Annotated in this window: 19 protein-coding genes; 6 read left to right on the forward strand and 13 right to left on the reverse strand. The window is 73.0% G+C overall.

The features are described 5' to 3' along the window. The first annotated feature begins 55 nt into the window (after window positions 1-55). On the forward strand, window positions 56-1762 hold the full coding sequence (locus tag JQN83_RS05360; protein ID WP_208565935.1) for an acyl-CoA dehydrogenase family protein: 1707 nt from the start codon (window positions 56-58) through the stop codon (window positions 1760-1762). A 46-nt stretch (window positions 1763-1808) separates the two neighbouring features. On the opposite strand, the gene JQN83_RS05365 is transcribed toward JQN83_RS05360, so the two are convergent. From JQN83_RS05365 to JQN83_RS05395, 8 genes are all read right to left on the reverse strand, one after another. Then, a complete protein-coding gene (locus JQN83_RS05365) occupies window positions 1809-2351 on the reverse strand; it encodes a TetR/AcrR family transcriptional regulator (protein ID WP_208565936.1) in 543 nt (180 codons plus the stop codon). Window positions 2352-2435: 84 nt separating this feature from the next. Further along, window positions 2436-3434, reverse strand: coding sequence for a tyrosine-type recombinase/integrase (locus JQN83_RS05370; RefSeq protein ID WP_208565937.1), 999 nt, complete (start codon window positions 3432-3434; stop codon window positions 2436-2438). 106 nt (window positions 3435-3540) lie between these two features. Then, the gene (locus tag JQN83_RS05375) at window positions 3541-3963 is read right to left on the reverse strand and encodes an Hsp20/alpha crystallin family protein (protein ID WP_208565938.1); all 423 of its coding nucleotides are present in this window, start codon (window positions 3961-3963) and stop codon (window positions 3541-3543) included. Between the two features lie 147 nt (window positions 3964-4110). Then, window positions 4111-4446, reverse strand: coding sequence for a DUF2087 domain-containing protein (locus JQN83_RS32790; protein ID WP_307799028.1), 336 nt, complete (start codon window positions 4444-4446; stop codon window positions 4111-4113). Further along, window positions 4415-4627: a hypothetical protein gene (locus tag JQN83_RS32795; protein WP_244251837.1), complete on the reverse strand. Its 213-nt coding sequence runs from the start codon at window positions 4625-4627 to the stop codon at window positions 4415-4417. The genes JQN83_RS32790 and JQN83_RS32795 overlap by 32 nt, the downstream gene beginning before the upstream one ends. A gap of 92 nt (window positions 4628-4719) precedes the next feature. Next, window positions 4720-5109 carry a cupin domain-containing protein gene (locus JQN83_RS05385; protein ID WP_208565939.1) on the reverse strand — a complete coding sequence of 130 codons (390 nt, stop codon included), beginning with the start codon at window positions 5107-5109 and terminating at the stop codon, window positions 4720-4722. Between the two features lie 194 nt (window positions 5110-5303). After that, entirely contained in the window at window positions 5304-5888 is a 585-nt protein-coding gene (locus JQN83_RS05390) for a nucleotidyltransferase domain-containing protein (protein ID WP_208565940.1), read from the reverse strand. A gap of 148 nt (window positions 5889-6036) precedes the next feature. Beyond that, window positions 6037-7008, reverse strand: coding sequence for a helix-turn-helix transcriptional regulator (locus tag JQN83_RS05395; protein ID WP_208565941.1), 972 nt, complete (start codon window positions 7006-7008; stop codon window positions 6037-6039). Window positions 7009-7106: 98 nt separating this feature from the next. Here JQN83_RS05395 and JQN83_RS05400 point away from each other — a divergent pair, with 98 nt between their 5' ends. Further along, window positions 7107-7505, forward strand: a complete 399-nt coding sequence (locus JQN83_RS05400; RefSeq protein ID WP_208565942.1) for a VOC family protein — start codon at window positions 7107-7109, stop codon at window positions 7503-7505. A 553-nt stretch (window positions 7506-8058) separates the two neighbouring features. Here JQN83_RS05400 and JQN83_RS05405 read toward each other — a convergent pair. After that, window positions 8059-9006, reverse strand: a complete 948-nt coding sequence (locus tag JQN83_RS05405; protein ID WP_307799029.1) for an alpha/beta fold hydrolase — start codon at window positions 9004-9006, stop codon at window positions 8059-8061. A gap of 105 nt (window positions 9007-9111) precedes the next feature. Between JQN83_RS05405 and JQN83_RS05410 the strand changes: the two genes are divergently transcribed. Further along, complete coding sequence (locus JQN83_RS05410) at window positions 9112-9798, forward strand: hypothetical protein (RefSeq protein WP_208565943.1); 687 nt, start codon at window positions 9112-9114, stop codon at window positions 9796-9798. 185 nt (window positions 9799-9983) lie between these two features. On the opposite strand, the gene JQN83_RS05415 is transcribed toward JQN83_RS05410, so the two are convergent. Then, on the reverse strand, window positions 9984-10712 hold the full coding sequence (locus JQN83_RS05415; RefSeq protein ID WP_307799030.1) for a TetR/AcrR family transcriptional regulator: 729 nt from the start codon (window positions 10710-10712) through the stop codon (window positions 9984-9986). 88 nt (window positions 10713-10800) lie between these two features. On the opposite strand from JQN83_RS05415, the gene JQN83_RS05420 reads away from it, so the two are divergent. Further along, on the forward strand, window positions 10801-11697 hold the full coding sequence (locus JQN83_RS05420) for an NAD(P)H-binding protein (RefSeq protein ID WP_208565944.1): 897 nt from the start codon (window positions 10801-10803) through the stop codon (window positions 11695-11697). A gap of 52 nt (window positions 11698-11749) precedes the next feature. Beyond that, window positions 11750-12334: a maleylpyruvate isomerase N-terminal domain-containing protein gene (locus tag JQN83_RS05425; RefSeq protein ID WP_208565945.1), complete on the forward strand. Its 585-nt coding sequence runs from the start codon at window positions 11750-11752 to the stop codon at window positions 12332-12334. A gap of 46 nt (window positions 12335-12380) precedes the next feature. Here JQN83_RS05425 and JQN83_RS05430 read toward each other — a convergent pair whose 3' ends face one another. Together JQN83_RS05430 and JQN83_RS05435 are read right to left on the reverse strand one after the other, a co-directional pair. Beyond that, entirely contained in the window at window positions 12381-12854 is a 474-nt protein-coding gene (locus tag JQN83_RS05430) for a DnaJ family domain-containing protein (RefSeq protein WP_208565946.1), read from the reverse strand. 88 nt (window positions 12855-12942) lie between these two features. Next, window positions 12943-13491, reverse strand: a complete 549-nt coding sequence (locus JQN83_RS05435; RefSeq protein WP_208565947.1) for a GNAT family N-acetyltransferase — start codon at window positions 13489-13491, stop codon at window positions 12943-12945. A 140-nt stretch (window positions 13492-13631) separates the two neighbouring features. Here JQN83_RS05435 and JQN83_RS05440 point away from each other — a divergent pair, with 140 nt between their 5' ends. Further along, window positions 13632-14282: a LysE family translocator gene (locus JQN83_RS05440; protein ID WP_208565948.1), complete on the forward strand. Its 651-nt coding sequence runs from the start codon at window positions 13632-13634 to the stop codon at window positions 14280-14282. Window positions 14283-14287: 5 nt separating this feature from the next. Here the strand turns inward: JQN83_RS05440 and JQN83_RS05445 are convergent, their stop codons facing one another. After that, entirely contained in the window at window positions 14288-15574 is a 1287-nt protein-coding gene (locus JQN83_RS05445) for an O-antigen ligase family protein (protein ID WP_307799031.1), read from the reverse strand. Window positions 15575-15592: the final 18 nt, after the last annotated feature.

A 15592-nucleotide genomic window follows, 5' to 3' on the forward strand; every position in this document is an offset into this window, starting at 1 on the left:
CGCCGCCGCGCCGATCGTCTACCGTCGGCGCACACCCCTGGTAAAGGAGCGACGGATGAGCCGTTACGTGCAGCCGGTGACGGACATCGACGACCCGTACGCCGGGGACGGGTTGCTGCGGTCGTGGTTGACCCGGCAGCTCGGGCCGGCCGGGCACGCCGCCGCGCAGGACCAGCTGACCGCGCTGGCCGCCGACGTGGTCGGGCCGTTGCGGGCCGCGCACGCCGACGCCGAGGCCCACCCGCCGACGCTGGTGCGTTACGACCCGTGGGGTGCCCGCGTCGACCGGATCGACACCAGCACCGGTTGGCAGGCGCAGCGGGCCGCCGCCGCCCGACACGCCGTGGTCGCGTTGCCCTACCTGGAGTCGGCGCGCGGCAGGTGGGGGGCCGCCGCCCGCGTCGTCCAGCACGCCCTGCTGCACCTGTACGGGCCGGAGTCGGCCACGTTCTCCTGCCCGGTGGCGATGGCCGACGGGGCGGCGGCGCTGCTGAGCAGCCCCGACGTCGACGTGCAGGTCCGTGACGCCTGGCTGCCCCGGTTGATCGCCACCGACCCGGACACGGCGATCGTCAGCGGGCAGTGGATGACCGAGTCGCAGGGCGGTTCCGACCTGTCCGGCACCAGCACGCTGGGGCGGCCGGCCGCCGACGGGTCGTGGCGGCTGACCGGGGAGAAGTGGTTCTGCTCGGCGGCCGACGCGACGATGGCGGTGGCGTTGGCCCGGCCGGAGGGCGCCGGGCGGGGCAGCCGGGTCCTCGCCCCGTTCCTGGTGCCCCGGTACGCCGCCGACTCGCCGCTGGCGGGGAGCACCGCCGCCGCGCACCACCCCGCACCGGGGGTGGTGGTGCACCGGCTCAAGGACAAGTTGGGCACCCGGGCGTTGCCGACCGCCGAGATCGGGTTGCGGGACGCGTACGCGTTGCCGTTGGGTGACCCGGTGGTGCCGGGCCTGGTGCGGGCGATGACCCTGGTGGTGGTGACCCGGGTGCACAACGCCTCGGCCGCCGCGTCGGGGATGCGGCGGGGTCTGGCCTACGCGCTGGCGTACGCGCGCGGCCGGCACGTCGCGGGTGGGTCGTTGCTGGACAACCCCCTGCACCGGGCCACCCTCGGTACGTTGGCGGTCGACGCGGCGGGCGCGTTCGCCCTGGCCGGGCATGCGTTCGCGTTGCTCGGCCGGGTGGAGGTCGGTGGTGATCCGCAGGCCGCCGCCGAGCTGCGGGTGGTCGCGCCGTTGGCGAAGCTGGCCACCGGTCGGCTGGCGGTGGCCAGTGCCGCCGAGTACGGGGAGGCGTTCGGCGGGGCCGGTTACGTCGAGGACACCGGGGTGCCGAGGTTGCTGCGCGACGCCCAGGTGCTGCCGATCTGGGAGGGCACCACGAACGTGCTGGCCCTGGACGTGCTGCGCGCGGTCACCCGGGAGGACGCCGGTACGCCGCTGCTGCGGCGGCTCGCCGGGGCGGTGGACCTGGCCCGGCCGTTGTCCCCGGTGGTGGCGGACACCCTCGCCACGGTCGTCGGGGAACTGCGGGACACCCTGGGTGAGGTCACCGCCGACCCGGGTGCGGTCGCGGTGCTGGCCGGCGCGCGTGGTCTCGCCCTGCGGATGGCGTACGCGCTGGCGGCGGCGTTGCTGGTCGAACACGCCGCCTGGGGTGACGGGCAGGCCGAGGTGGCCGCCCGGTTGTGGGCCCGGCGGTGGCTGCGACACGAGGACATCGCCGCCGACGCCCACCACCACCTCGACCTGCTCGGCTGAGCCCACCTGCCGGGTCTGCCGCGCCGGCCCGACCCGGTGGGCGGGGTCAGTGGTCGCGGGTGGTGAGTGCGCCGTGCAGGAACAGGTCGACCAGGACGGTCGTCGACGGCGCTGCGGTGGCCAACGGTCCGGGTGGGGACAGCAGACCGAGGAAGAGGTCGGCGAGTTGGTCGGCGGGCAACCGCAGCCGGTCGGCATCGGGGGTGAACAGCGCGGCCACCGCCGCGCGGACCGCCGCACCGGTGGGCGGTGGGGTCCGGTGGGAGCGGCCGGCGGCGTGCAGGGCGCCCAGCACCGCACCCAACCGGGCCAGGTGGGTGTGGATGACCGTGGCGGCCTCGGTGAGCCGGTCGGTGAGGGGTCGGGTCCGCTCGACCCGGGCCAACTGGTCGAGCAGCGGGTCCGGGCGCAGGACCTCGGCGACGCAGGCGTCGAGCAGGGCCTGCTTGTCGGCGAAGGCACGGAACACCGTCGCCTCGCCGATCCCGGCGGCGCGGGCCACCTCGGCGGTGGTCAGGGCGGTGCCCCGGCGGGTCAGCAGCGGCAGGGCGGTCTGCACGATCATGGCGCGACGTCGGTCGGCGCTCATGGCCGGCGCGCGCCGCCGACGTCCCCCGGGTGCCGTCATGGCACCAGGCTCGGGAGTGAGCGCTTACTCCGTCAATCGGTTTTCTCAGCTGCGCCGCCGTGCCCGGGCCGCCCAGATGGCGTACGCCGGGTCCCGGTCGAGGTTGTGCCGGTCCCGGTCGTAGCGGCGGGTGGTCCGTGGGTCGGCGTGTCCCATCGCGTCCTGGACGTCCTCCAACGGCACCCCCTCCTCGCGGGCGGTGGTGGCGAAGGCGTGCCGCAGCGAGTGCGGGGACAGCTTCGCCGCCGCCGCGATGCCGGCGGTCTCGGCCAACCGGCGTACCAGCCGGAACACCGAGTGCCGGTCGAGGCGGCCACCGGTGGCGGTGGCCAGCAGTGGGCCGGTCAACGCGTCGACGCTCACCCCGGCGGTCGCCGCCCGGTCGGCGAGGTAGGCGTCGACCGCGTGGGCGGTGCCGGGGGTGAGCGCGCGACGGCGGGCCTTGCCGCCCTTGCCGACGAACCGGACGCTGCGGTGGCCGCGCTCGGCCCCGAGATCGGTCAGGTCGAGCGAGACCAGCTCACCGACGCGTAGGCCGAGGTCGGCCAGCAGGGCGACGGCGGCCCGGTTGCGGGCGGCGGTCGGGCCGGTGTCGGTGTCGGCGGCGGCGAGCAGGGCGTCGACCTCCTGCGGGGTGAGCCCCACGGTTACCGAGTGATCCCGGTCGATGCGTGGCCGGTCGGCGCCGGCAACCGGGTTGGCGTCCACCGCCCGCAGTTTGACCAGGAATTCGTACCAGCTGGACAGCGCGGAGAGTTTCCGGGCGACGGTGGCCGGGGTCAACGGCCGGCCGCTGCGCGCCGACGGGGTCGCCTCCAACTGCCGGGCGTAGGCGTTGACGTCGAGGAAGTTGGCCCGCAGCGGGTCCAGGTCACCGGCGGCGCACCAGGTGAGCCAGCCGGCGATGTCGCGCCGGTACGCGTCGCGGGTGTGCGCCGATAACCGACGGTTACGCAACCACGCCTCGGTGAAGTCGACCGGTGTGCCGGTGAGCGCCGGGCGGGCCGAGGCGCGGGGCAGGACGGGGACGTCGGGACGCAGCATGCGAAAAAGACTCTCAGCCTCGGTGGGGATTCACCGTGAGGCGCGCCGGTGTCGCCGGTGCACCGCTGCGGTGGGGCCGGGCCGGGCCCCACCGCAGCGGTGGCGATCAGGCGGTGAGCTGCTTGCGCCCGTTACTGGCGGTGACGGGCACCCGGCGCGGCTTGGCCCGTTCCGCGATCGGGATGCGCAGCGTCAGCACCCCGTGCTCGTAGGTGGCTTCCAGCCGGTCGGTGTCGAGGGTGTCGCCGAGGAACAGCTGCCGGGAGAAGGTGCCCATCGGGCGTTCGGCGGCGACCAGCTCGACGGTGTCGGTGGTACCCCGGCGGCGCTGCGCGCGGACGGTCAGCACGTTGCGCTCCACGGTGCAGTCGATGCTGTCCGGGTCCACCCCGGGCAGGTCGAACGCGGCGTGGAAGTGGTCGCCGTCGCGCCAGGCGTCCAGGTGCATCACGGCGGGGCGGCTGGTGGTGCCGAAGAGCTGCTCGGTGAGCCGGTCGATCTCGCGGAAGGGGTCGGTACGCATCAGCATGGTCGTGCCTCCTCGGTTTCCTCGGGCCGAAGGTCCTTGAGTTGAGTCAGGTCGACTCAACTCGTACTTCAGTATTTACCCCGTCGCGGGCCACCCGTCAACCCACCCCCCGACCGGCTGCACCACGGTCGACTCCCCGGCCGCCCGTCAGGGCCCCGTACGCCAGTAGATCCCCTGCTCCCGGCTCAGCAGCGCCTCGTCGACCAGATACCGGCGCAGGGTCACATGGTCCGTGCCGCCGCCGTCGCACCACCGCCGCAACACCTCGTCCACCGCCCGCTCCGGATACCGCACGCCAGGGGTGAACGAGGTGACGACGTGGGCGAGCAGCAACCGACGCCGACCCCGCTGCGCCGGCAGACCCCACAACACCCCGTCCCGTACGAAGATCCGCAGCACCCGCTGCGCCGGCTCCTCGGCGACCTGCGCGGTGCGGGCGACACGCGCGCAGTCACAGCCGCCCGGCGTCCACCCGCAGGTCACCGCCGGCCTCGACGACGAGCCCGGCGTCGGTCAACCGACGCACCGCGGTGACCGCCTGGCGCAGCGGCAGCGCGGCCCGTGCGGCCACCGCCGCCACATCACCACCGCCGAGCACGATCGCCGCGAAGACCCGCCGTCGCGTCTCGTCGGCGAGCGCACCCGCCAGCGCCTGTGCCGTCATGCCGGTCACCCTGCCAGCGCCCGCCGGGCCCCGCCATACGTTTACGCCCACCGGGACCGGGCGGGGTGGCTGGCGGGTGGGAGCCGTCCGGCTCAGAGTGCGTGCCCGGTGGTGGCGTCCACGTGCGCGGGCACCTCCTCGTGCCGGTCCCCCACACTGGACGTCCCCGACGGCTCGAACATCAGGATCGACGCCCCGTCGGGCGCGGACGGCCGGTGCTCCACCCCGCACGGCACCACGTACACCGCACCGCGCGGCAGCACCACCGTCCGCTCGCCGGTGTCCTCCCGCAGCCCGATGTGCAGCTCACCGTCGAGCACCAGGAAGAACTCGTCGGTGTGGTCGTGGGTGTGCCACACGTGCTCCCCGGCCACCTTCGCCACCCGTACGTCGTAGTCATTGACCCGGGTGACGATGCGGGGGCTCCACAACTGGTCGAAGGAGGCCAGCGCGGACACCAGGTCGATCGGCTCGTCGCTCATCGCACCATCCTGGCACCGCCGGCCCGGGCACCCCGTCGGTACCCGCCGGCGCGCGTACACCCGCTGCCGGACGACCACCCGGGGAGCCCTGCCCCCGGTGGCCCACGGTGCGCCACCGCAGAGACGACGAGTCGTCCCCGACGCCTACTCAAGGTGCGGCAGGCCGCGACGAGGAACTGCCGCCCGGCGTGCGTTCACCACCCACGCCGGTGGGTCCTCAGCGCTGCACGCCAGTGGTGGTCGGGGATCGTGGTCCGCAGAGCGTTGTCGAGCCATCGGCTGGCCCGTCCGCCGAGAAGTGGCAGTGCTGCGGCGAAGTCGATCTCGTCCTTGGCCGGCCGGTTCACCGGCTTCGCCTTGTAGTGGAGTTGGACCTCTGGTGCCAGGTAGGGCCAGCCCCGGTTCGTACGACGCCCGAGGTGGGCGACGGGAAGTGTCACCGCCGGGTGGCGTCGCGAGCGCCACCGCTGCCCCTCGGCGTCCTCGATCATGAACTGGATTCGCCAGGGTGAGGTGCGGTCTTCCCGGCACCAGATGTCATGGACATGCTCAGGAAGCGTCTCGCCGGCCGGCCAGGGCCGCAGGTGTCCGGGCGGATCGGCGGCCTGGACGTCCCAGCCCCGCAGAACCTGATGGACCACCTGTTGGTCACGTCTGAGAATCACCACGTCGATGTCGCCGTGAGGCCGAAGGACACGGTCGGTGAACAGCTCGATCGCGTAGCCGCCGGCCATCCACCAGGGCTTCTGGATGTCGCTGTGGAGAAACCGGTCCACCACCTGCGGTGGAGCCAGTGGTGCCCGCCGCCCGAGCCCGCTCATCGAGTCAGCACACTCGCCCGACGTAGCGCACCGCGCACCCATGGCCGGCCCGCGCTGGGGACATCACTCTCGCTGTAGAAGGACTGACCCCGTATCTGAGGATGCGTCACGGCAACGTCCTTCCCGAGTTCGCCAGCCGGTCGGCGAGCGCGATGACACGGTCGCGGAGCTCATCCGGGCGTTCGATGACGAACGGCAGGTCGAGCGCGGCGAGCACGGCGGGCAGCCAGTCGAGACTCTCGGCCCGGATCTCCACGGACTGCCAGCCTTCGTCCTCGTCCGCTCGCACCTCGGCGATGCTGGCCGCTAACCGTGTGCGGATCTGCTCAAGTGTTCCTTGTATCCGCAGCGTCACCGCATGCCGGTACGGCGCTCGTGCCATCGAGGTGAGCAGGCGCCCTGCCGGATCGTTTCCGGCGGGCGGCGGCTCGAACGAGCCAGGAAGTGCTCTCGCGTCCACGATGCGGTCGAGCCGCAAGGTCCGATCCTCGCCAACCTCCGCATCGGCCCCGGTGACATACCACCGGCCGGCATGGTTGACCAGCCCGAACGGATGCAGCACGCGAGCGCTCTGCCGGCCGTCACGCGAGGTGTATCGGAGCGAGACCGGCCGGTGATGGCGGACCGCGTCGGCGACGGTGAGCAATACACCGGTCGGCGGCGCTGGGAATTCGCCGGGTTCGGCGGTGAAAGCGAGGGATTCAAGTACGGCGTCCAGCCGATCCGCGATCCTCGGCGGCAGGACGCGACGAATCTTCGCGGCGGCCGTCTCGCCCGCCGTACCCGTTGCCGTCGCCAACCCGGCGCGGCGGCCGGCGACCAGGCCGAGCAGGACGGCCAGTGCTTCGTCGTCACTGAGCATCAGCGGCGGCAGACGATATCCGGCGGTGAGCCGATACCCACCGTGGCGACCCCGCACCGACTCGACCGGCACCTCCAGGTCGACCAGATGACCCACGTAGCGCCTCACCGTACGCGGTTCGACACCCAGGCGCTCGGCAAGTTCGGCCATCGTCCGGACGCCGCCGGACTGCAGGAGCTCCAGCAGCGTGAGTACCTGAGCTGTCGGTCGTGCCACGGCCTGAACTCTAGACCTGATACTGGACCAGATCTGTCCGGTATCAGGTCTAGCGTGGGTCTCGTCTCTGACACGACCGTACTGAGCAGGGAGAAGACATGGACTTCGTCTCGATCCGCATCATCACCGGCGACGTCAACCGCCTGGTCGACTTCTACGAGAACATCACGGGCGTGCAGGCGGCCTGGGGCAACGAGGACTTCGCCGAGTTGCGCACCACCCACGGCACGCTGGCGATCGGCAGCACCCGCACGGTCCCGCTGTTCGCACCCGGCTCGGCCCGCCCGGCCGACAACCACACCGTGATCATCGAGTTCCTCGTGGACGACGTGGACACGCTCTACGAGAAACTGAAGAACGCGGTAGAGGACTTCGTGACCGAACCCACGACCATGCCCTGGGGTAACCGCGCCCTGCTCTTCCGCGACCCCGACGGCAATCTGGTCAACTTCTTCACCCCGGTGACCCCCGAGGCGATCGAGAAGTTCAGCCGCTGACCGGATCGCCGTAGCGTCGGTGCTGCGGTACCCGCTCGCCGTCGGCACAGCACTGCACGCTGCCCCAGGCGTACGACCGACGGCGGTGCCTGACACCGTCCATCGTGTCGAGGCGATCTCCCACCAGTATCGGTGATCTTCACCGGGACGGCGCGACAGCGGCCGAGCGCCGAGCAGTGGAGCGCCGAGCGGCATCAACTGTGCCAGGCCCACGAGGCAGGACAGCGCAGTACGGCGATGACGCCGAGATCGTCGACAACGCGTTCGCCCTGCACCCCACTCGTAGCTTGCCCTGCCGCCTGCCCTCGCCGAAGCAACATCGCGGTGTAGCACCATAACAGTCATTATGGTGCTAAACCGTTATGCCCGTTTTGGCTGATCCAATTACTGGTTTGTCATTACTGGTAATCCGTTAATTGATGCAGGGGTGGGTGGCGGCCATCCGGACGTCCTTACTCCGGATGGCCGCCACGGTGGCTCCGACGGGACCGACCGCACCCGGGCCACGCAGGGATCCATGCCGGGCCGTGGCCCGGGTGCGGGGTGGACCGACTCAGCTCGTGTGGCGAATGATCGAGCCGGCGATCCGTTCGGTGAGCCCGGGCGAGAAGAACGGGTGGTGGCCCATCCCGGGCACGATCTCCAGCCGCGCGGTGGGGATCTGCGCCGCGACGGCCTCACCGTGGGCCGGCGGGAACAGCGGGTCGTCGCTGCCGTGCAGGACCAACGTCGCGGCCGTGATGCCAGACAGCGCCGCCCGCCGGTCGTCGTCCCAGCGCCGGCCGGCCAGATCGTGGTTCGCGGCGGCAGCGAGGTTGTCGGCCCGCTGGTGACAGTGCTCGACGAACCGCCGCGCAGCCGGCTCGTCGAAGGGCAGGACACCACCGTTGAGCACCCGCCAGGTCCGCACGTCGGCGTCCACGCGTTGACGGGCCGTCGCGCGGGGCGCCTTCGCCGCGTCCATCAGATGGCCGAGGAACCACGCCGTCGGCGGCGGGAGTTCATCAGCCGCAGGCGGTTGGCCCGCCATCGCCCGCGCCCACGCCGGACCGGGGTTGTTCCCCATCGGAGAAGAGGCCATCGCCGTCAGCGTGCGGACCCGTGACGCCTGGTGCAGGGCGAGCCACTGCCCGATCGCCGCGCCCAACGACGTCCCCACGACGTGCGCGGCGGTGACGCCGTGGCCGTCCAGGACACCTGCCGCGTCGGCTGTCAGGTCGGCGAGCGCGTAGGGGTGCGCCGTGAAATCGACGGAGTCGGAACGGCCGGTGTCACGGTGGTCGAAGCGGATCACCTGCCGGCCACTGTCGACCAGGGCTTCCACCAGGTCGTCGGGCCAGCCGATGCCCTGGGTGGACGTGCCCATGATCAATAGGACGGTGGGGTGGTCCGGGTGGCCGAAACGCTCGGTCCACAGCCGGACGTGCCCGCGACGAACGAACTTCTCCTCGCCAGTAAGCATGCCGGCACCGTAGCGGTCACCGGATCGCACGTAAGTCACTACCCGCTGTAGTGGAAGAATGCGCCCGTGGGATAATAGCGGGGTAGGGCAGCGGCTGCGGTGAGCCGGATCGTGGTCGTACGCCGCCGGCCTGACAATCGACGGGTGACGACGGCTCTGCACTACTACGTGGTCCACGACGGCGTCGGCGAGCCCGAGGGGTTGCTGGTCGAGGAGTTCCTTCTCGCGGGGGACCACTCCTGCGTCGGGCTGGTGGGTGGCGGCTGGAGCCGCTCGGAGGGCCGGTGGTGCGACGCGTCGGCCACCAGCCGGCGCCTGCGTGTCGATCCCGCGCTACGGGCCCGGGTGACACCCGTCAGTCGGACCGGCGCGGCGACGCTCTACCAGGAGCTCTGCGGGGCCGCCCTGCCGCACGAGGCCGTGCTGCGGACGTGCTTCGGTGCACCTGCCGTACCACCCTCGCCGCCTCTGCTGCTGCACGGGCGCGAGGCCACCCCGGGGTTCCGCGAGACGCGCCTCTACCGGATCCTGTTCGCCGGCGCGCTGACCCCGGGTGGCCTCACGGCGCTCGGCGAGGCGTGGCAGATGCCGGTCACCGGCGACCTCGCAGATCCCGGGGTGCGTGTCCTGGGCCCGGTGCGCCGTCGGGTGGGCCGCGACGCCTTCCGCTGGGAGCTGCGCCGGATCGCCGCGGGCGCCGCCTGGGGACTGGATGTGACGTGCGACCTGACGGGCGACCGTGACGATCCGGTCGGCGTGCTCCTGCACGGCCTGACGGCGCAGGTGCGGTTCCAGGGGCTGATCCCCGTCACCGTCGACCGGTTCCGCTGAGCGTCACGGCCGCGGCTCCGCCACTGGCGTGAGGGCGGCGAGCGCCTGCGGAGCGTTCTCGCCGCCTGCGGCCGGACGTGGATCGCGCCGTCGTCGGGCACGGTGGCGAGGTGCCGACTGGCGCGGGGACGTTGACGTCGCTGGCCCTGCCGCCCGGGACCGGGACGCCGGCGGGTCCGGGTCGGCTACGGCTGCGGGTGGCGCAGCCGGGCCAGCGACCGGTCGAGCCACTCGGTCAACAGCGTGCGTTCGGCGTCGGTGAGGCCGGGCAGGTCGGGCGTCAGCGCCGCGAGGGTCACCGCGACGGTGCGCAGGGTCGGGTCGGGGGTCACCGGGGCGGCGGTGAGGATGCCGCCGAGGACGGCGTCGAGCACGGCGTCGCCCAGTCCGGGGTCGCGTTCCGGCGTGGGGGTCCCCAGCAGGGTGAGGATGACGCCGGTACCGGCGGCGTGGATCATCATGGTGGCCCGCTGCTCGTCGACCCGCAGCAGGCCGGCGGTGGCGAGCCGGCGCACCCGCGAGCGCAGCACCGCGAGACCCGCCACCGACGCCGGGGACGGGTCGCCGGGCCCGCGCGTGCCGAGCAACCGGAACAACTCGGGGTTGGCCAGGCCGAACTCCAGGTGCGTACGCCACCCGGCACGCAGCTCGGCCACCGGGTCGGGCGGGGCGGCATCCGTGCGGTGCGTCTTGGTGGCGACGTAGCTGGCGAGCACGTGTTCGGCGACGGCGTCGACGAGGCCGTTCTTGTCACCGAACAGCCGGTAGATGGTGGGTGCCTGTACGCCTGCGGCCTGGGCGACGGCTCGGGTGGTCACCGCGTGTGCCCCGTGTTCACGAAGCAGGCGGGCGGCTGCCGCGACGATGTCGGATCGTACGTCGTCGCGGGGCGGGGTGTCGGGCGTCACGGTCACGAATCAACGATAACAGCCCCTTGTTAGCGACGGAATATCGATGTTAACGTCTGCGGCGTAACGTTGATTCGTCGAAGGGGTCGCTCTCGTGTTCGTCATCACCGGTGCCACCGGGCAGCTCGGCTCCCGGATCGTCGACCAACTGCTGGCCCGGGTGCCCGCCACCACCGTGGGGGTGAGCGTGCGCGACGTCGACAAGGCCGCCCACCTGGCCGAACGCGGTGTACGGGTCCGCCGGGGGGACTTCACCGAGCCCGCCACGCTGGAGCACGCCTTCGCCGGGGCCGACCGGGTGCTGATCGTGTCCGCCGCCATCCGGGGCGGCGACGCGGTCACCGCGAACCGGGCCGCCGTCGACGCCGCCCGCGCCGCGGGAGCCGCCCGCATCCTCTACACCAGCCACCAGGCCGCCTCCCGCGACTCCCTCTTCCCCGCCCAGGTCACCCACGCCGCCACCGAGGAGCACCTCGCCGCGACCGGGGTGCCCTTCACCGCCCTGCGCAACGGCTTCTACGCCAGCGCCCTCGGGTTCGTCATCGGCGACGCCCTGACCACCGGCCGCCTGGTGGCGCCGGCCGACGGGCCGGTGTCCTGGACCGCGCACGACGACCTGGCCGAGGCCGCCGCCATCGCGCTGACCGGTCAGGGCGTGCTCGACGGCGTCACCCCCGCGTTGACCGCCGGGGAGGTGCTCGACCTGGCGGACGTCGCCGGCATCCTCACCGACCTCACCGGACGTACCGTCACCCGGGTCGTCCTCGACGACGACGAGTGGCGGGCCACCGCCGTCGCCCGGGGCATGCCCGAGGCCGCCGCCGACTTCACCCTCGGCATGTACCGGGCGGCCCGGCGGGGCGAGTTCGCCGTCACCGACCCGACCCTGGCGGCACTCCTCGGCCGGCGTCCGACGCCCGCCCGGTCGGTGCTCGAAACCCTCGTCGCCGCCGGGTCTCCCACCGGCCCTCAGCCCGCACGTCGAGCCTGAGCCACGCCACACGGCCCGGCGCGCGGGACACGGTGGTGCGAGGATCGGTCGCATGCCCACCGAGGAACGGCTGACCGGTCGCGGGATCCGGGACGCCATCGACGAACTGACCCGCACGCTCGGCCCGTACACCGACCGGGACTGGACCGGGCCCGCCGGTGGCCTGGACTGGTCGTGCTGGGCGACCGCCGCGCACATCGCCCATGACCTGCTCGGCTACGCCACCCAGCTCACCGGCCGCCCCGACACCGCCTACCTCCCGCTCGACCTGCGGGTACGCCCCGACGCCACCCCGGCGCAGGTGCTGGTGGTGGTGGCCGCCTGCGGGGGGCTGCTCGCCGCCGCGCTCGACACCGTGCCCGCGCACACCCGGGCCTGGCACTGGGGGCCCTGCGACCCGCCCGGCTTCGCCGCCATGGGCATCGCCGAGACGCTGCTGCACACGTACGACATCACCGGTGGGCTCGGGGTGACGTGGCGGCCCCCGGCGGCGCCCAGCTCGGCGGTGCTGGGACGGCTGTTTCCCGACGCGCCCGCCGGTGATCCGGCCGACGTGCTGCTCTGGATGACCGGGCGGATCGCCCTGGCCGGCCGGCCGCGACGCACCGACTGGACCTGGCGGGCCGCCGTCGGCTGACCCGCAGCCGGGCCGGATCGGACACCGGCGGGTCGACGGCGGTCGTTCAGGCCCGCCGCCACGGCCAGCGCCACCGTCGCCCGGGACGCGGCGGGAGCGCCCGTGCCGGCGCGGCCCCGGCGGCGGCGTTCCGGGCGGTGCGGTGGGCCCGCCACTGGCGCAGCACCGCCTCGGTGTCGACCGGGCGGACCACCACCCGGGGGCCCTCGGGGTACCGCAGCCAGGCGACGATCTCCTGGTTGAGCAGCCCGACGAACTCCCGGACCGACTCCTCGGTGGGCAGGTCACGGACCTCGTTGGGGACCTGCTCGACCCGGCGGCGCAACTGCAACGGGGTGGGCAGCAGCAGGTCGGTGGGCAGCGCCTCCCGCTCCAGGAAACTCCTGATCCACCAGGACTCGTCGTAGGGGAGGTCCCGGCCGGGGATCGGTTTGCCCATGCCGGGCAGGTTGTCGAACTCGCCGCGCTCCTGGGCGCTGCGGATCTGCGCCTCGACCGCCGCCTCCCACGCGTCCACCATCGCGGGCACCTCCCCCGTCCACCGTCCTGGCCGTCACCGGTGCAGCGCCGACGCGGGGGCCGGCATTCCCGGCTGCCCGGTGGCCGGCTCAGCCGTGGTGGCGGACGTGGCGGTGCCCGTCGCGGGGAAACGGTGGCCGGGCGGGCAGCACCTCGACGAAGGGGAACCCCGCCTTCTCCGCCACCCGGCAGGACGCCGGATTGTCGACCTGGTGCAGCAGTTCCAGCCGGGTCAGCCCGGTCGCGGCGAACCGGGTGAACGCCCAGCGGCTCACCGCGTCCACCGCCCGGGACGCGACGCCACGGCCACGGGCCGGCCCGGCCGTCCAGTAGCCGATCTCCGCGTCGGCGCGTCCCGGCACCACGTCCTTGAGCAGGACACAGGCGACCAGCCGTTCGCCGGCGGGCAGCGGCTCGCAGACGGCGAAGCTGAACCGGCGGTCCGCCGCCCAGCCCTGCCGGTTGCCGGCCACCCAGCGTCTCGCCTGCGCCGGGGTGGTCAACGGGTTGCGGGTCCGGGCCCGCAGCTCCGGGTCCCGGTGGGCCTCGACCAGGGCGTCGACGTCGTCGTCGCGCCACCAGCGCAGGACCAGTGCGGGGGCGGCGGCGGTGGGGGCGGTCCGCAGGGTCACCGACATCTGAGCAGTGTGGCCGCTGTCACCGCCGGTCCGGAACCCCTGCCTTACCGGGTTCGGGGCCGGCGTCACGTCGTACCGGGACGGCCGGTGACGGCGCGGCGGCGTAGGGTGCGGTCGGGGACGGCGGAGCGGGGGCGGCGATGGTCACGGTCGGTGCGGTGGCGGGAATCGCCCTGGTGGCGCTCGGTCTGGTGCTCACCCCCGGGCCGAACATGGTCTACCTGGTGTCGCGGTCGGTCAGCCAGGGCCGCCGGGCCGGGCTGGTGTCCCTGCTCGGGGTGGCCGCCGGGTTCGGGGTCTACCTGGCCGCCGCCGTCGCCGGCATCGCCACGGTCTTCGTGCTGGTGCCGCCGCTGTACACGGCGGTGAAGCTGGCCGGTGCGGCGTACCTGCTGTGGTTGGCGTGGCGGACGTTGCGCCCGGGTGGGCGGTCGGCGTTCACCCCGCAGGAGTTGCCGGTGGACCGGCCGCGCCGGCTGTTCGCCATGGGACTGCTCACCAACCTGCTCAACCCCAAGATCGCCATCTTGTACGTGTCGCTGCTGCCGCAGTTCGTCGATCCCACCCGGGGTGACGTGGCGGTGCAGAGCCTGCTGCTCGGTGGCACCCAGATCGTCGTGGCCCTGTCGGTGAACACCCTGATCGTGTTGACCGCCGGGTCGGTGTCGGCGTTCCTGGTGCGCCGGCCGGGCTGGGCCCGGGTCCAGCGGTGGGTGACCGGCAGCGTGCTCGCCGCGATGGCGGTACGGATCGCCGCCGACCGGTCCCGGGCGGCAGTGGCCAGCGGCTGATCCGCTCAGACCGGCGACGGTCGGGACGCCGCCGTCGGTAGTTCCCGGTTCACCGGGCCGTCCACGGCAGCCACGGCCAGCCCGATCGCGAAGAACATCACCGACAGGTTCATGTCGGTGAACCCGTAGAACGGGGCGAGGGCCAGGGCGACCACCGGCACCACGCTCAACCAACGGCCGGCGGCGGACACCGCGACCGCCGTACTGCGGACCAGCACCACGAGCAGCGCGAGCAGGGCCAGCAGCGCGGGGACGCCGTGGCTGTACATGGTCAGCCAGACCTGCCCCTGGGTGCCGAGCGGCTCCGCGCCGGTGGTGGTGTCGGCGCTGCGCGGGGCGCCGTAGCCGAGCAGCGGCGAACGCAGGACCGCGTCGAGGGTCTGCCGGTAGAGATCGGCACGGTCGCGGGTCGAGTCGGTGTTCTCCACCCTGTTCATGATCATGTCACCGACCGGGACGACCAGGGTGATCACCCAGGCCACCGCCACGCCGGCGGTGATGGTGCCGATGAGCCGGACGTCGCCGCGCAGCAGCGCCCGCAGCCCCAGGTAGGCCAGCCCCACCCCCAGGCCGATGAACATGCCCCGGTTGAGGGTGAGGAACGCCGGCACCAGGGCCAACGGCAGGGACACCACCAGCACCCGGCGCAGCGGGCCGGTCCGCACCGCCGACAGGTACGCCAACACGCACGGCACGAGCAGCGCGAAGCCGGTCCCCCAGTTGTTGGTGTACGGGTACGGGGCCGCCGTACGGAAGTACGGGTTACGGCCGGTGGGGTTGAACTCGGTGGAGTGCACGTGGGTGACCGCCCGGATCATCCGCTGCCCGGCCAGCCCGTCGGGTAGCAGCGACTCCACCGGCGTGGTCAACGCCAGGCGGGGGGCCAGTACGCCGACCCAGCCGAGCGCCACCATCCCCAGCCAGAACAACAGCACCGGCTGGAACAGCCGTTCCCACCGGGCTCCCTGCCGGGCGGCGGTGTAGACGTACAGGTAGACCACGAAGGCGGTCAGCACGAATCCGAGCCGCAGGCCGTAGACGAGCAGCCCGCTGGCCTTCTCCAGCCGGGTGGCGCTGATCAGGACGAGCCCGACCAGGACGAACCACAACGCCGAGCCGGGCGGCCACACCACCTTGCCGTGGGTGAGCAGGACCACCGCCAGCAGCATCCCGAACAGCGCCCACCCCAGGTAGAGGCCGCCGAGCAGCCACCACAACGGCATCGCCGCGAACATGGCGTACAGCGGCCAGAGGGGTAGCGCCCGCTGCGGTGCCGTGTTTCTCGTCCACACCGGGGCAAGGGTAGGCGG

The sequence above is a fragment of the Micromonospora antibiotica genome (genome assembly GCF_017599305.1).
GTDB lineage: Bacteria > Actinomycetota > Actinomycetes > Mycobacteriales > Micromonosporaceae > Micromonospora > Micromonospora antibiotica.

Coding starts and splice junctions, on each gene's coding strand:
- JQN83_RS05360 (WP_208565935.1), top strand. CDS start 56: ATGAGCCGTTACGTGCAGCCGGTGACGGACATCGACGACCCGTACGCC.
- JQN83_RS05365 (WP_208565936.1), bottom strand. CDS start 2,351: ATGAGCGCCGACCGACGTCGCGCCATGATCGTGCAGACCGCCCTGCCG.
- JQN83_RS05370 (WP_208565937.1), bottom strand. CDS start 3,434: ATGCTGCGTCCCGACGTCCCCGTCCTGCCCCGCGCCTCGGCCCGCCCG.
- JQN83_RS05375 (WP_208565938.1), bottom strand. CDS start 3,963: ATGCTGATGCGTACCGACCCCTTCCGCGAGATCGACCGGCTCACCGAG.
- JQN83_RS32795 (WP_244251837.1), bottom strand. CDS start 4,627: ATGACGGCACAGGCGCTGGCGGGTGCGCTCGCCGACGAGACGCGACGG.
- JQN83_RS05385 (WP_208565939.1), bottom strand. CDS start 5,109: ATGAGCGACGAGCCGATCGACCTGGTGTCCGCGCTGGCCTCCTTCGAC.
- JQN83_RS05400 (WP_208565942.1), top strand. CDS start 7,107: ATGGACTTCGTCTCGATCCGCATCATCACCGGCGACGTCAACCGCCTG.
- JQN83_RS05425 (WP_208565945.1), top strand. CDS start 11,750: ATGCCCACCGAGGAACGGCTGACCGGTCGCGGGATCCGGGACGCCATC.
- JQN83_RS05430 (WP_208565946.1), bottom strand. CDS start 12,854: ATGGTGGACGCGTGGGAGGCGGCGGTCGAGGCGCAGATCCGCAGCGCC.
- JQN83_RS05435 (WP_208565947.1), bottom strand. CDS start 13,491: ATGTCGGTGACCCTGCGGACCGCCCCCACCGCCGCCGCCCCCGCACTG.
- JQN83_RS05440 (WP_208565948.1), top strand. CDS start 13,632: ATGGTCACGGTCGGTGCGGTGGCGGGAATCGCCCTGGTGGCGCTCGGT.